The organism is Kribbella rubisoli (genome assembly GCF_004217145.1).
GTDB lineage: Bacteria > Actinomycetota > Actinomycetes > Propionibacteriales > Kribbellaceae > Kribbella > Kribbella rubisoli.
Window position 1 is genome coordinate 14,460 of sequence record NZ_SHKR01000011.1, and the last position, 15,528, is coordinate 29,987.

The following is a 15,528-nucleotide window of genomic DNA, read 5'->3' on the forward strand; positions in this document are numbered from 1 at the left end:
ATGGCCTGGGGATTCACCGTCGGGCCCGGGCGAGCGCGAGGAGGGTGCCGCCGAGGGCCACGAGAAGAGTGCCGAGCGTGAGGACGATCGCAGGTGGGCCGCCGGTTGGTGGGAGTTCGGCGCGGTTGACCGTGCGGACGTCCTCGGTGGGCTGGGCGCCGACGGTGACCTTGACCGGGGCGGTCGCCTCGCCGATCTGGTAGGTCGCCTTCGCGGTGCCGGTGAACGCAGCGGCCGGCTTGAGGGTGACGGTCCCGTCGCCCGCTACCGACCAGGTGCCCGCGCCGTCGGTGACGTGCTTCGCGCAGGTGCCGGTGGTTGTGCGGAGGCAGACCGAGCTCGGTGTGATCGTGCCGCTGTCGTTGAGGAGCGGGTTAACCGCGACCGGGTTGCCCGGCGTACCGGTCGCCGCATCGGGCACAGCCTTGGCGAGCAGCGGTCCGGCGACCGTCACGACGAGCAACGCAGTGTCGGACGTGCCGTTCACATCGGTCACGCGGTAGGCCAGCGATCGCGTCGTACCGACGAAGCCCTTGACCGGGGTGTAGGTGACGTCACCGTCTGCACCAACTGCAAAAGAGCCCTCGTGCGGCACGGTGACGGACTTCTTCTCCTTGCCGTCGGCCGGGTCGCGCAGTACGACGGAAGCCGGTCGGAGCGGTGCGGACGGGTCGCCGGGTTTGTCGTTGTCGAGGACCGGCACCACAACCGCAGTACCGAAGGCTGTGTCGACGTCGTCGTCAACGGCGACCGGACGCACCGGCGCGACTGTGACGGTGACTGTTGCCCGGGCCGAGTTCTGGTTCGTGTCCTTCACGTCGTACGCCGTCGGTCGCGCGCTGCCGGTGAACGTCGCCACCGGACGGAACACGATGTTGCCACTGGCAACGTCGTACGTACCCTGACCGGCGACCGTCACCTGGTCGACCAGCGCGCCACCAGGTCCGACCAGGAGCAGCGAGTCCGGGTCAAGCGTCGCGCCCGGACCCGGCTTGTCGTTCGCCAGCGGGTCGATCGTCACCGCGACATGCTGCCTGGTCCGCGCCACGTCCGGCACTGCGACCGGACGATCCTGCACCGTGACCGTCAACATGCCGGCGCCAGCCGTCCCGTTGCGGTCGGCAACCTGATAGCCGACGGGAACCGCCACGCCGGCGAACCCGTCCACGGGCGCGAACTGGATCGCCCCGGTCGGCTGCACGGTGAACGTTCCCTCCCTCGGCACAGCCAGCGTGGCCACCGGATCCCCGGTCGACGGATCAACCAGATGTACGCCGCCCAACGGCGCACTCACATCGCCCGGCTTGTCGTTCGCAAGCACGTCGACCGTCACCGGAGTCCCGTACGGCGTCGTCGCCGCGTCGTCCGCGATCACCGGCGTCACCGCCGCGACCGTCACCGTGACCGATGCACTCGCCTTGTTCCCAGTCGTGTCCGCGACCTGATAAGCGACCGACACGACCCCGCGGTACGCCGGCTCGGGATCGAACATGAGCTTCCCGGACACAACCGCAAACACACCCTGTCCCGGGATCACCACATTGCTATTCCACGAACCGCCGTACACCTGCAAGCTGGTCCGATCGAGCTGCGCACCCGTCCCCGGCTCGTCGTTCGCGAGCGGATCGACGGTGACCGTCACGTTCTGTTTGGTCTGTACAGCGTCCGCCACCGCCGACGGCCCCTTGCCGACGGTCAGCACCAGCAGACCTTCCGCGGTCGTCCCGTTGCCGTCGGCAATCCGGTACGTCGCCGGGGTCGTCACGCCCTGGAACCCCTTCGCCGGCGTGAACGTGATCGTCCCGTCGTCGCCGGCGCGGTAGCTCCCCTCGCCGGCCCGCGTCATGGTCTTGCCATACTGCCCGGCCGCATCCTTCAGCACGAGACTCGACGGGATCAGCGGCGCCGACGGATCGCCCGGATTGTCGTTCGCCAGCACGTTCACCGCGACCGCCTGCCCGTACGGCGTGATCGCCGAGTCTCCGACCGCGACCGGCCGGACCGGCGTCACGGTCATGCTCAACGTGGCGGTCGCGTAGTTGCCGTCCGAGTCCGCGACCCGGTAGCGAATCGCGAGCGCCTTGCCCTGGAACGCCGGCAGCGGATCAAACTCGATCGCGCCGCTCGGCTGCACGGCGTACGTCCCCTGCTTGGCAACCGTCAGCTTCTTCACGTATCCGCTCGCGTCGAGCAGACCGACCGAGCCACGGTCGAGCGTTGCGTCGGTGCCCGGGACGTCGTTGGACAGCACGTTCACCGTCACGGTCACGTTCTGCAGAGTCGACGCGGTGTCGGCGATGGCGACCGGCGGCTTGCCGACCGTGACAGTCAACCGAGCCGTCGCCTTGGTCCCGTTGCTGTCGGCAACCTGGTACGTCAGCGGCGTACCCGGACCGCGGAAGGTCGCCGCCGGATCGAACCGGACCACTCCCCCGGCCGCCGTGTACACACCCTCGTTCGGGATCCGCACCGATGCGTTCGGCAACCCATCGGCAGGGTTGACGAGGACCAGGCTGCCCGGCACCAGCGGCGCCGACGGGTCGCCCGGCTCGTCGTTCGCGAGGACCTTGACCGTGACGGTCTTCCCGTACGGCGTTCGCGCGGCGTCATCGGCGGCGACCGGCGTGACCGGGGCGATCGTGACCGTGATCGTCGATCGCGCGGTCTGACCGAACCAGTCCGAGATCCGATACGTCACCTTGGTCGCCGTCCCCGTGAATCCTGGCACCGGGTCGACAGCGACGGTGCCGTCGGGATTGACTTGGTAGTCGGCCTGTCCTGGGATCTTGACCAGCTTCTTCAGCGAACCATTTGCCGGATCCACGAGCGTGAGGCTTTGCGGATCGAGCCCGGACCCACGGCCGGCAGTGTCGTTGGCCAACGGATTCACGCGTAGCGGGAGGTTCTGCTTGCCGGTCGCCGTGTCGGGCGTGGCGGTCGGCGCGGGCGGCTCGGCAACCGTGACAGTCAGCGCTGCCGACGTCGTCGTACCGTTCACATCCGAGACGCGGTAGGTGACGGCCGTCGCCGCGCCGGTGAACTTCGGCATCGGGTCGACCACGACCTTGCCTTCCGGCGTGGTCGTGTACGTCGCCTGGCCGGCGATCACGACCGTTGCCTTCGGCTCCTTCGTCGTCGGGTCGATCAGCTGCACACTGCTCGGCACAAGCGGTACGGACGGGTCACCCGCGTCGTCGTTCGACAGCACCGGCACCGTCACGTTCGTGTCGTACGCCGTACTCGCGGTGTCATCGGACGCATCGGGCTGCACCTTCGTCACCCGCACGGTCAGCGTCGACTTCCCGACCGCATCGTTGCTGTCGGCAACCTGATAGGGAATCGCGGTCGCGGTGCCGTTGAAGGTCGGCAACGGCTCGAAGAGCACCTCACCGTCCGGCTTGACCGTGTACTTGCCCTGACCGGCGACCACCAGACTCGTCAACGGATCCCCGTCGGACAGCGCTAGCAGCCGAACGCTCGTCGGCTTCAACGCAGCTCGGGTCGGACCGGGCTTGTCGTTGTCGAGGACCGCGATCACCACCGCACGACCCTGCAGCGTGGTCATCGTGTCCGGGTTCGCCACCGGCGGGCCGGGCGCGTCGACGGACACAGTGAGTACGGCGCGTGCCGGCGTGCCGTTCTTGTCGAGCACCTGGTAGCTCAACGGCGTACCGACGCCTTTGAACCCGTGCACCGGCTGGAAGGTTACCTCGCCGGTGGCAGTCAGATAGGTGCCCTGCTGCGCGATCGTCACCTTGTCGACGAGCTGCCTGGTGACCGGGTCGACGAGCCGCAGCGTGCTCGGGACGAGAGGTGCGTCGGGCGAACCGGGCAGGTCGTTGTCTAGCACGGGTACGACGACATCGGTGTCGAACGCGGTCGAAATCGAGTCGCCGTTGGCGGTCGGTGTGACCGGCGTGACCGTCGCGGTGAGCGTCGACTCGGCCGTCTGGTCGGTGGTGTCGGCGACGCGGTAGCCGATCGATGTGCCGACGCCGATGAACTGCGGTTGCGGGACGAGGTCGACGCCGCCGTCGGGCTTCACGACGTACTCACCCTCGCCGGCGATCACCACCTTCTTCTTGAAGGTCGCGTCGGCCGGATCACGCAGTACGACGGAGCCGGGGTCGAGCTGCACGCCCGCCGCGGCGCGGTCGTTCGCCAACGGTTTGACGGACACACTCACGTTCTGAGGGGTGGTCGCGGTGTCGGGCACGGCCACCGGTCGATCCGGGAGCGACACCTTCAGGGTGAGCTCGGCGGTGGCGGTGATGCCGTTGCTGTCGGCAACGCGGTACGTGACCGGCTTGGCCGGACCGAAGAACCCTGGCACGGGCTCGACGCGGATCGTGCCCTCGGGCTTGGCGACGTACTTCGCCTGGCCGACCACGTTCACCATCTCGACGCACTTGCCGCCGTCGACCAAACAGAGGGACGCGGGTGCGAGCGGCGCCGACGGATCGCCCGGCTTGTCGTTGGCGAGCACCGGAACGACAACCGCAGTGTTGAAGGCGGTCGTCGCGGTGTCGTCGGTCAGCACCGGCGGAGGCGGCGGTGTGATCGCGAACGGGTAGTCCTCGACCTCACCGGAGTCAGCGGCCCCGGTCGGCTTCTCGACCTGCCCGTCGTTGTAGCCAACCCGCACACGCGCGTACGACGCCCCGGCCCTGGGCGCGATCTCCGACCACCTCAGCGTGACGGTCGTCTGCTTCGCGGCGAAGGGGACGCAGGCTCGCTCGCCCGGCTCGAACATCCCGTTGACGTTGAGGTCGATCCACCCGCACGCGCGACCGGCCTTCGACGTACCGGCGAGCTGAAGGTCGGCGGAGTACGTCGTCTGGTTGGTGCGAAGCGGCTTGAAGACGACACCGTCATCGGCCTGATCCGGTGTCGCCGGACCCGTCGTGCCGTTCGCGATGCCTGCGTTGTCCTCGGTGACATCCTTCCCGAGCTGTACGTCGCTGAGCACCGACCACGCGGCCCCGTACGACGCCGGCACGTCACCGAAATCCTCGGGCGCGGACGCGACGATCGAGAACGCATCACCGGAGGACGCATTGTTGATGGCCGGGAGCTTCGGGTGCTTTGTGAACTGCGCCGTCACGGCGAAGGTGAGCTTGTTGACGATGCCGTTCACGCGGACCGATCCGCACGCCGCGGTCGCGGAGGTATCGAGACCGGACGGGGACTTGGTGTTGACGCAGTTCGGACCGGCGTCGTGATCGGCGGCGCTGATCGTATCGCTCGTGACGGCAAGGTTGTTGCCCTGTCCAAGCTTCGTCAGGCTGAGGCCCGCAGTCGTCAGCTTGAGGATCGAGTGCAGCTCGGACTGGGCGATCGGCTTGCCGCTCTCGGTCCGGGTGACGGAGCCGCCGATGCCGCCGAGGTGCAGGACCGGGTTGCGGACGGGCTGGGAGAACGCGATCGTCACCGTGCCGCGATCGCTGCAGCCGCCGGTGGATGCGCAGTCGCCGGTGTTCACTACGACGTCCTGCGCCGGGACGTTCTTGCCGATCGCGGGCTGATAGGTGGTCGGCCCGATGCCGCGGAAACCCGCGGTGATCGGATCGCCGAGCTCGGTCTGCCCGCTCGCCGTGATCGTCTGGCGCAACCCCGAACCGGGCATCACCGCAGTGGCAGCTGAGGTGAACGGCATGGCCGGCACCTCATAGGCAGTTGCGGTGACAGTCCCCAGGCTCAACAGGCCGGTGGCAAGAAGAATGGCCCCCGGTCGGGTAGCCCGCATGTGTCCCGCCCTCCCGAGCAATCAGGGTGCCGAAGTGCATCGGCCGCGGGCGGGCGGACCTGCGTAGACGTAACGGTCTGCGCCGACACAATGTTACGGGAGGTTCACTCTCCGAGTTCGTAGATCAGGACCTTGCCGATGCTGTGTCGGCGTACGGCGAGCCGGTCGAGCGCGGGTGAGACCGGGCCGTTGCGCGTGTCGGCGTACAGCCAGCGGACGCCGTACTCGTTGCGCAGCTGTTGGAGTACTTCGGCGGTCGGTGCGGTGAGGGCCTGTTTGGTGAGCGCGACGCGGTCGGGCCAGGGCGACGGCTGCTCGGTGTAGCGGCGGCCGCCGTTGCCTTGTTTGGCCATCGCTTGGTTCGTGTACGCCCAGCCCTCGATCAGCGTGCGGCGACCGGCGATCCCGCTCACAAGGTACCCGCGCGCATCGCAGCCCGGCGCCGTCGTACCGGCTGGGCGACACCACGTGTTGGTCGCGACCACATCGGTCGGCACAGAGTTCTCGCCGAGCCACAGGGCTGCCTCGGCCTCATCCGGATAGACCCACCAGCGCGCGGCCCGATAGGTCGGCGCCTTCTCGGTGTCACCGCGTACGGCGCTCTGCAGGAAGGAGCTGATCGGTGCCGTCGACAACAGCACGAGTACGACGAACATGCCGCCGCCCGCCTGCCGGAAGAACAACCGCCACGCCGCGAGCAGCACGAGCGTGATGCCGAGTACGACGAGCAACATCCGCGTGCTCAACCACAGTTGCCGGCCGGTCGACGCGGCCGGCACACCGCGGGCCCAGACCAGCAGACCGGCGTACACGATCGAGAGCGCGAAGGCGGCGATCGCTATCGGGATCGGCCGACGCGCGGCGCGTGCGCTGGTTGCCGCGAACCATCCGGCGCCGGCCAGGCTGAACGGCGCGGCGGTGTAGACGAAGTACGACTCGCTGACCGATGGATGGTCGATCAGCAGGTAGCCGGCCCAGCCCGCGATCATCGCGCCGAGCAGGAACCACGCGACCGGATCCTTGCGACCGACCACGCCGAACCCGGCCCAGGACATCGCCTGCAGAGTCAGCAGTAGACCGAGCAGCAGGCTGAGCGTGCCGATCACATGTCCGTGCGCGAGCGCCGGGAGGATCAGACCGCCGTCACCGGGTTGTGTGGTGTCGCCGGTGGCCGCTGTGTAGACGGGCAGCGACTTCAGCACGGCCAGGAACTGCAGGCGCGATCCGCTGGTGCTTCCGGCCACCGTGAGGAAGGTCAGTGCACCGGCGACGAGCAGTACCGCCGCCGTGCCTACGAGGCGCCACGGCAGTCGTCTTGTGGTGACCAGCAAGTAGAGCGCGGCAAGGCCGACCGCGGCGACCAGCAAGGGCAGCACAGTGGGCTTTGACCCGCCGCCGACGACAGCGACCGGGATGATGAGCAACCAGAGCCATCTGGTGCCGCCCTTGAACAGCAGCTCGACCAGGAAGATCGCTACCGCGACACCGGCGACCATGCCGAACGTCTGCGACGGACTGAGCAGACTGACCGGTGGGGCGAGGTTCACGCTCGTGTCGACGAGCAGGAACAGTTGCGGCGCGGCCAGCGCGAGAGCCGCGAGTACGCCGGTCCACCAGGTGCGGCTGACGATGCGGGCCAGTGTCGCGCAGACGAGCAGTGACACGACCAGCCACGGCAGGACCCACAGCCGGAACAGCACGACCATCGGAGTCAGCCGGGTGGTGTCGACGGCGGCGGCCATATCGGCGTTCGCGAACCAGTGGTACTCGAGCCGCTCCCCCACCACCTGCGGGATCTCGGGCGGCACCGTCCGGGTCAGCTCGTTCACCATCGACAGGTGGTAGAGGAGGTCCGGGTAGTACGCCTCGCCGTGCGGCGGCATCGGGTGGTACGCCATCACGCCGAACGTGGCCGCGCCCATCATCACTGCCGCCGAGACGGCCAGTCCCCAGGTCCACGCTGTGGGCAACGGCTTCGGATCGGCGATGCGCCAGTAGCTGCGGCCGAAGATCGCGAAGCCGACCAGGATGAGCGCCGGCCAGACGATCAACCACTGTTGCCGGCCGAGCGCGGTGAAGATCGCCCAGCCGATCAGCTGCCAGGTCGCGCCGACGACCGAGCCGAGTCCGAGGTCCTCGGCCCAGTTACCGGTACTGCGCCAGGCCGCGCGGAGCAGGAGCGTTCCGGGCAGCGCGATCGCCAACGCGAAGTACGCGGCGTACTTGATGAGCGGACCCGGTCCGACATCGCCCAGCGAAACGAACCCGCCGGCCGCCACCAGGATCGGCAGCAGCCACGGAAGCGACCTCTTCATCTGTCAGACGGGGCCTTGTGCTGCTGCGGATTCTGCTGCGGCGGATCCTGGTGCTGCGGATTGTGGTGCAGGGGCTCCTGATGGCCGTGGTCGCCGAGGCTGTCGTAGCCGACGAGGAACTGCGGTCTGCGCTGACTCGATTGGAACAGGCGGGCGACGTACTCACCGAGCAGCCCGAGGCACAGCAACTGGATCGCGCCGATCACGCTGACCGCGAGCACGGTCGATGTCCAGCCGGGAATGCTCCGGCCGGTCAGCTTGATCACCAGCGCACCGACGACGAACAGCCCGGACATCGCGCCACCCAGCAGCCCCAGCCAAGTCGCCAGCCGCAGCGGCGCGGCCGAGAACGCGGTCACGCTGTCGAACGCGAGCCGCAGCATCTTCGAGAAGTTGTACTTCGTCGTGCCGGCGGCTCGCTCTGCCCGGACATATCGCACCTCGGCGCTCGGGAAGCCGAGCCACGGGATCACCAGGCGGAAGACCCGCCCGTCGTCCGGCAGCGCGTTCACCGCATCGACCACGCGTCGCGTCACCAACCGGAAGTCGGCCGCGTCGAACGGGATGTCCTTGCCGACCAGGCGGCACATCAGCCGGTAGTACAACCGGGCGCTGGTCCGCTTGGCCCATGAGTCGCTCGAGCGGTCGGAGCGTACGCCGTACACGACGTCGACGTCCTGCTCGTTGACTGCTTGGAGGAACTCCGCGATGACCTCCGGCGGATCCTGCAGGTCGGCGTCGATCGTGACGACGTACTGACCGCGGGCGCGACGGAAGCCGGCTGACTGCGCGGCCTGGTGACCGCTGTTGCGGAGCAGCCGGACCACTCGGAGCTGCGGCCAGTCCTCGGCGGCCGCGAGCAGCAGCGCCGCGGTCTTGTCCCGGCTGCCGTCGTCGACGACGAGCAGCTCGTAGGTGATCCCCAGGCCGTCGAGCAGCGGGTGCATCCGCTCGAAGAAGATCGGCAGCACCTCCTCCTCGTCGTACATCGGTACGACGACGGAGAGCTCAGGATGGTCCCGCATCGGGTCACCTTTCGGGTCTGAGGTGGCTGACCTTAACAGCGTGCGGTCAGGGAGAAATCGCGACCGCGCCGGTTCGGCGGGGGTCGCCGACGGCGAGCAGGCCGTCGGTCGGGTCCCAGAACGCGGCCGCGACGCCGCCGAAGTACATCGAATGAGGCGGCATCGGGCGGGTCGGGAGCGCGGTCGAGCCGGAGACCGGGAGGTCGTCCTCGTAGTCGACGACGACGTCCTCGCGGACGCGGACATGCAGGCGCGGGTGCTCGACGGCTTCGCGCAGCGACAGGCCGCCGTGGGTGTAGAGGGCGTAGACCTGGGCGAGCGCGGTCGGGATCCGGTCCGATCCGGGTGAGCTGATCGCGAGGACGGCGCCGTCGCTCTCGCGGCGGGCGACGCTCGGCGCCATGTTCGAGGTGAGACGGGTGCCCGGCGCGAGGCTGTGCGGGCCGCCGTGCAGGAGCTCCTGCTCGCCGAGGGCGTTGTTGAGCCAGATGCCGGTGCCCGGGGTGAGCACGCCGGAGCCGTAGCCGGACGAGACGGTGATCGCGCAGGCGTCGCCTTCGTCGTCGACCACCGAGACCGTTGCCGTGCTGGGTGAGGTCAGCGCGCGCAGATCGCCGGCCGCGGCCAGGTCGAGCAGCTTCTGGCCTTCGAGCCGCCGTACATCTTCTTCGTCGAGCTCCGCGAGCCGGCGGCCGAGGATGGCGTGCTGGACGTCGACCAGCCGCTCCAGCTCGGACTGGTTCCAGCTGCCGTCGGCCGGTACGCCCTCGAGCAGCGCGAGCATCGCGGCGGCCGCGACTCCACCGACGGCCGGCGGCGGGTTGGTCGCGAGGCGCCATCCGTTCTGCTTGACAACGAGAGCCGGACGGACGACGGCCTCGTACGCCGCGAGGTCCTCGGCGGTGAGGATGCCGTCGTTCGCGGCCATGTCGCGGATGAGGAGTTGCGCGAGCCGGCCGGTGTACATGGTCTCGGCACCCTCGCGGGCGATCAGCTCGAGGGCTTCGGCGAGCTCAGGGATCACGACCGTGCTGCCGGCCTTGATCACGTTGCCGTCCTCGTCGTGGACGACTCCGTGGCTGGGCTGGTGCCAGCCGAAGATGATCTCGTGGGTGAAGCCCAGGTAGTACGCCGACGTACGGCTCAGCGTGAAGCCGTTACGGGCGACGTCGATCGCCGGCTGGACGACCTCGCGCCACGCCGCCTTGCCGGCCCGGCGGTGGGCCAGGTCGAGCGCCTTCATCCCACCGGGCGTGGCGACGGAGCCGTGGCCGACGGTGGTCGTCGTACCGCCGCCGTAATCGGTGGTGATGTCCCAGACGCCCTGGCCGAATCGCTCGCTCGGCAGGCCGCGGCCGGGCATCTCCACCCAGCCGTCGATGGTGATCGCCTCACCACCCGCGACCTGCAACGTGACGAACCCGCCCGAGGCCGGCGAGACGACGCCGATCTCGTTCACCATCGTGACCAGGGTGGCCGCGATGGCAGCATCGACGGCGTTGCCACCCTCGGCAGCCACCCGCACCCCAGCCTCGGCCGCGGCGGCATTCGGCGCCGCTACCGCCACCCTGGGGTGATGGCCACTCATGACGTCAGCCGACCCGTTGGACGGCGTTGAAGCGGTCGACGGTCACTTGGACGGCTGCCTGCCGCGCGTCGGCGACCTCGTTCTCCTTCAGGGTCCGGTCCGGCGCCCGGAAGCGCAGCGCGAACGCGAGCGACTTCTTGCCTTCGCCGATCTGCTCGCCGGTGTACACGTCGAACAGCCGGACCGACTCCAGCAACTCACCCGCGCCCTCGGCCAGCGCGGCCTGCACGTCCGCCGCCGGCACGTCGGCCGCGACGATCAACGCCACATCCTCCTTGGCCACCGGGTACGACGAGAAGGGGTGCGCCGTGATCGATTCGGGGCCTGCCGCGATCAACGCTTCGAGATCAAGCTCGACCGCACTCGACCGGGTAGGCAGGCCGAATGCCTGGCAGACCTTCGGGTGCAGCTCGCCCGCATGCCCCACGACCTTGCCATCTGGACCGCCGATGGCGAACTGGGCGCAGCGGCCGGGGTGCCACGGCGCGAGCTCGACGTTCGTCACGACCGGCTCGACGCCGACCGCCGACGAGATCAGCCGGGCGATCTGCACCGCGTCGGCCCAGCCGGCCGGACGGCCCTTGCCCCACCAACCGGTCGGGGTCAGCAAACCGGTCAGCACGACGCCGACGTGCAGCGGCTGATCCGGGAGGGCGTCGTACAGCGACTGGATCTCGGCGTCGCTCGGGCGGTGCGCGACCGACGGGAGCGGCGCGGGCTTCGTCTCCGCCTTCGGGAGGAAGACGAGGCCGGTCTGGAAGATCGCGAGATCCGTTGCCCCGCGGCCGACATTGCGCTCGGCCGTGCGGAGAAGCGTCGCGAGCAGAGTGGTCTGCATCGACGGCTCTTCGTCGGAGATCGGGTTGACCAGCTTCACCGTCGTACGGCGTGGGTCGTCGGCGGGCAGCCCCATCGCGTCGAAGTCCGCCTCACCCGTGAACGGGTACGACACAACTTCCGTCAGCCCCGCACCAACCAGCGCGGTCGCCACCTTCCGCCGCCGCTTCTGCGAAACAGTCAGCCCCTGCCCACCCGGCGCCGCCGGCAACACCGACGGCACATTGTCGAACCCGAACAACCGAATGGCCTCTTCAGCAAAGTCGTTCGGGTCCCGAAGGTCAGGCCGCCACGACGGCGGAGTCACCGTCAGCAGGTCATCACCCTGCACGTTGGCCGCACCAACAGTCGTGGTCCCGACCTCGGCGAGCACCGGAGCGTGTACGCCGGCAGCCAGGGGAGCCGCAGTCGCATCCGCCGCAGCAGCCTCGACCGTGCAGCCCACCGACTCCAGATGACGAACAGTCTCGGTGAGAGTGATCGGCGCACCTGCTACCCGCGCCGCGTGGTCGGCTCGGAGGGTTACGGGGTCGGGGAGGGGGTGGGTGTCTACGACGGTTTCTTCGGGGAGGATCGTGCCGCCGGCGTACTCGCGGAGGAGATCGGCTACACGTTGGGCGGCGTACCTCGGGAGCAGCGGGTCGACCTCGCGCTCGAACCGGCGCGACGCCTCCGACGACAGCTTGTGCCGGCGGGACGCGCGTGCGATCACGATCGGGTCGAAGTGCGCGGCCTCGATGACCACGTCGGCGGTCGCCTCCGAGATCTCCGTGGACGCACCACCCATCACGCCGGCGACGCCGATCGCGCCGGAGTCGTCGGTGATCAGCAGGTCCTCGATGTCCAGCTCGCGGGTCTGGTCGTCGAGCGTCATCAGCTTCTCGCCCGCGTTCGCCCGCCGTACGACGATCTCGCCGGACAGCCGCGCCTTGTCGTAGGTGTGGATCGGCTGGCCGAGCTCGAGCATCACGTAGTTGGCGACGTCGACCCCGATCGAGATCGGCCGCATCCCGGACGCGAGCAACCGCTTCTGCATCCACCGCGGCGACAACGCCTTCGCGTCGATCCCGGTCACCGTCCGCGTGACGAACACGCTGCACGCCTCGGCATCGTCGACCCGCACCGGATAACCACCCGCGCCGGACCCGTCCAGCGCCAGCTCCGCAGGATCCTTCAGCGCAACGCCGTACGCCGTCGCGGCCTCGCGGGCGACGCCGCGGATCGACAGGCAGTACCCGCGATCCGGCGTCACCGCGATATCGAGCACGTCGTCCTTCAGCGCGAGCAACTCGATCGCGTCATCACCCGGCGTGGCCTCGCCCGGCTCGAGTACGACGATGCCGTGCGTGCCGTCGTCGCCGAGGCCGAGCTCCTGGCTCGAGCAGATCATCCCGTTGGAGACATGCCCGTACGTCTTCCGGGCCGAGATCGCGAACCCGCCGGGCAGCACCGCACCCGGCAGCACGACGACCACGAGATCGCCGACCGCGAAGTTGTTCGCACCGCAGACGACCCACTGCGGCTCGTCCTTGCCGATGTCGAGCGAGCACCAGCGGATCGTCTTGCCGTTCTTCTGCGGCTCGTCCTCGAACGTCAGCACCTTGCCGACCACGAGCGGACCGCTCAGGTCGGACTCCTCGACGGTCTCGACCTCGAGGCCGGCCCGGATCAGCTTCTCCCCGACGTCGCGGCCGGTCACCCCGGCCGGGACGTCGACGTACTCACGAAGCCATGACAGTGGGACCCGCATCAGATCTCCATCCCGAACTGGCGGCTGAACCGCACGTCACCCTCGACCATGTCCCGCATGTCCTCGACCCCGTTGCGGAACATCAGCGTCCGCTCCAGGCCCATGCCGAAGGCGAAACCGGAGTACCGATCGGTGTCGATGCCGTTGGCCTGCAGGACCCGCGGGTTCACCACGCCACAGCCGCCCCACTCGATCCAGCCCTCGCTGCCGCAGGTGCGGCACGGGCGGTCCGGGTTGCCGACGGACGCGCCGCGGCAGACGAAGCACTTCAGGTCGACCTCGGCCGACGGCTCGGTGAACGGGAAGAAGTTCGGCCGCAGGCGCGCCTCGAGGCCCTCGCCGAACATCGAGACGACGAAGTGGTCGAGCGTGCCCTTGAGGTGCGCGAGCGTGATGCCTTCGTCCACGACCAGGCCCTCGACCTGGTAGAAGACCGGCGTGTGGGTCGCGTCGAGCTCGTCGGTGCGGAACACCCGGCCCGGGCAGATCACGTAGATCGGGGGCTTGCGGCTCAGCATCGAGCGCGCCTGCACCGGCGAGGTGTGGGTGCGCAGGACCTTGCCGGAGCCGGCCGGCTCGACGAAGAACGTGTCCTGCATCTGCCGCGCCGGGTGGTCGGGCTGGAAGTTCAGCGCGTCGAAGTTGAGCCACTCGGCCTCGACCTCGGGCCCCTCGGCGACGTCCCAGCCGAGCGCGGTGAAGACATCCGCGACCTGCTCGGAGATCAGCGAGAGCGGGTGCCGCGCGCCGAGCTCGGGGGTGTGCCACGGCAGCGTCACGTCGACACGCTCGGTGGCCAGCATCTGCTCCTCGTGCTCGGCCTCGAGGACGGTCAGCCGGGACGCGAAGCCCTCGTTGATCGCCTTCCGGGCCGCGCCGATCCGCTGACCGGCCTCCTTGCGGGCCTGCGGCGGCAGCGCGCCGATCTCCCGGTTGGCCAGCACGATCGGCGACTTGTCGCCGAGGTGGGTGGACTTGGCTTCCTGCAGGGCAGCCAGATCGGCCGCCTCGGTAAACGCCGTCAGCGCCTCGTCGCGGGTCCGCTCCACCTCTTCGGCATGCAGCGGCGTCACTTCGACCGGGTCGTAATCAGTGTTGGGACCGGACATGGCTCGCTCTCAATTCGGAACTTCTGCGAATTGCAGTCTAGAAACCCAAACCCCAACACCGTGAATCGGCTGTCCACAACCCCGCACCCCACCCCCGAGCCTTACCCAGGTTGGGGAGGATTTTGCCCCCGATTCGGTACAAGATCCTCCCCAACCTTGCTGGACGGGAGGGGAGGGAGGGGGCAGGTGGGCGAGCAGGGGTGGGGGTGGCCGGGCCAGCCGTGGAGGTGGAGGGTGGCGGCTACCTGCGACGCCGCTTGGCACGGCCGGCTGACCATCTGGTAGCCGAAGCGCAGCGTCACCTTGCCGGTCGTCGCGGCGGCGTTGTCCCTGGCCATGTCACGCCAGCGACTGATCGGGTCCGCGTGGCCGGCGCGGCCGTCGAGCTCGACGATCACGCCGTACGGCGTGTACTCAGAGTCTCGGTAGACGACGGCTCCTCCGTCGGTGGCGCGGACCTGCCGTCGCGCCCGCGGTAGGCCGTGAGCGCGCTCGACGCGCCGAAGGTACGCCTGCTAGAGGAACGACTACACGCCTTCGGCCGCCTCCGCCAGGATCCGCCGGATGACCCGGCGGCCGGGCAGTGCCGGGAGCAGGTCCAGCTCGCCCAGCAATCGAACCGGTGTGGTCCGACGCTGACGACACGCATCGAACAGCACCGCGGCCCGCCGCGACACATCCTTCTCGGCGCCGGCGGCGATCAGCACCGCGACCTCCAAGCGAACCGCCGGCGGTTCGCGCGACGAGTGCATGAGGGAGGACAGGTCGCGGTGCCGGGAGATGACGACCCCGGACCTCCGGCCGACACGCCGCGAGTGCGGTACTGCGACATGGATGCGGTCGTCCCAGTCCCCTGCGATGCCGTACATGCGGAGCGCGGTCGCTCCGGTCAACGCCGCGCCCGGCCCACACGCCAGCAACGCTGCCCACATCCGGGTCTGCCAGGGCAGCGGTCCGGTGAAGTCGGCGTACACGCCTGGATGGACCCGCTGCAACTGCCGCGCCCGGCAATGTCCGTGCAACACCCGGTCGGTGATCCCGTGCGCTATCGCCTGCTCCCGGCTGAACGCTCCCGCCTGCCACCGACGTAGCTCCGCGAACGACTCGATGCTCTCCTCCACACCCAAGAAGATGCAGTCGTCGCACCCTCCCCGGACG

The 15,528-nt window shown here is 69.1% G+C and carries 7 protein-coding genes; all 7 read right to left on the minus strand.

Annotation, left to right across the window (positions count from 1 at the left end; genetic code table 11):
• Nucleotides 1-13 precede the first annotated feature (13 nt).
• The 7 genes from EV645_RS02665 to EV645_RS02695 all read right to left on the minus strand — a co-directional run bounded on the left by EV645_RS02665 (nt 14) and on the right by EV645_RS02695 (nt 15,491).
• A complete protein-coding gene (locus tag EV645_RS02665; protein WP_242000169.1) occupies nt 14-5,656 on the minus strand; it encodes an Ig-like domain-containing protein in 5,643 nt (1,880 codons plus the stop codon).
• A 194-nt stretch (nt 5,657-5,850) separates the two neighbouring features.
• On the minus strand, nt 5,851-8,061 hold the full coding sequence (locus tag EV645_RS02670; protein ID WP_130439383.1) for a hypothetical protein: 2,211 nt from the start codon (nt 8,059-8,061) through the stop codon (nt 5,851-5,853).
• Nucleotides 8,058-9,086 carry a glycosyltransferase family 2 protein gene (locus EV645_RS02675; protein ID WP_130439385.1) on the minus strand — a complete coding sequence of 343 codons (1,029 nt, stop codon included), beginning with the start codon at nt 9,084-9,086 and terminating at the stop codon, nt 8,058-8,060. The genes EV645_RS02670 and EV645_RS02675 overlap by 4 nt, the downstream gene beginning before the upstream one ends.
• A 46-nt stretch (nt 9,087-9,132) precedes the next feature.
• Nucleotides 9,133-10,674, minus strand: coding sequence for a gamma-glutamyltransferase (locus EV645_RS02680; protein ID WP_130439387.1), 1,542 nt, complete (start codon nt 10,672-10,674; stop codon nt 9,133-9,135).
• 4 nt (nt 10,675-10,678) lie between these two features.
• Complete coding sequence (locus EV645_RS02685; protein WP_130439389.1) at nt 10,679-13,261, minus strand: phenylalanine--tRNA ligase subunit beta; 2,583 nt, start codon at nt 13,259-13,261, stop codon at nt 10,679-10,681.
• Complete coding sequence (gene pheS, locus EV645_RS02690) at nt 13,261-14,370, minus strand: phenylalanine--tRNA ligase subunit alpha (protein WP_130439391.1); 1,110 nt, start codon at nt 14,368-14,370, stop codon at nt 13,261-13,263. Before pheS ends, EV645_RS02685 begins: the two co-directional genes overlap by 1 nt.
• 527 nt (nt 14,371-14,897) lie before the next feature.
• Nucleotides 14,898-15,491, minus strand: coding sequence for a type IV toxin-antitoxin system AbiEi family antitoxin domain-containing protein (locus tag EV645_RS02695; RefSeq protein WP_130439393.1), 594 nt, complete (start codon nt 15,489-15,491; stop codon nt 14,898-14,900).
• Nucleotides 15,492-15,528: the final 37 nt, after the last annotated feature.

Excerpts from the sequence above, each read along its gene's own strand:
- EV645_RS02665 (WP_242000169.1), bottom strand. The coding sequence starts at position 5,656 with ATGCCGTTCACCTCAGCTGCCACTGCGGTGATGCCCGGTTCGGGGTTG.
- EV645_RS02670 (WP_130439383.1), bottom strand. The coding sequence starts at position 8,061 with ATGAAGAGGTCGCTTCCGTGGCTGCTGCCGATCCTGGTGGCGGCCGGC.
- EV645_RS02675 (WP_130439385.1), bottom strand. The coding sequence starts at position 9,086 with ATGCGGGACCATCCTGAGCTCTCCGTCGTCGTACCGATGTACGACGAG.
- EV645_RS02680 (WP_130439387.1), bottom strand. The coding sequence starts at position 10,674 with ATGAGTGGCCATCACCCCAGGGTGGCGGTAGCGGCGCCGAATGCCGCC.
- EV645_RS02685 (WP_130439389.1), bottom strand. The coding sequence starts at position 13,261 with ATGCGGGTCCCACTGTCATGGCTTCGTGAGTACGTCGACGTCCCGGCC.
- pheS (WP_130439391.1), bottom strand. The coding sequence starts at position 14,370 with ATGTCCGGTCCCAACACTGATTACGACCCGGTCGAAGTGACGCCGCTG.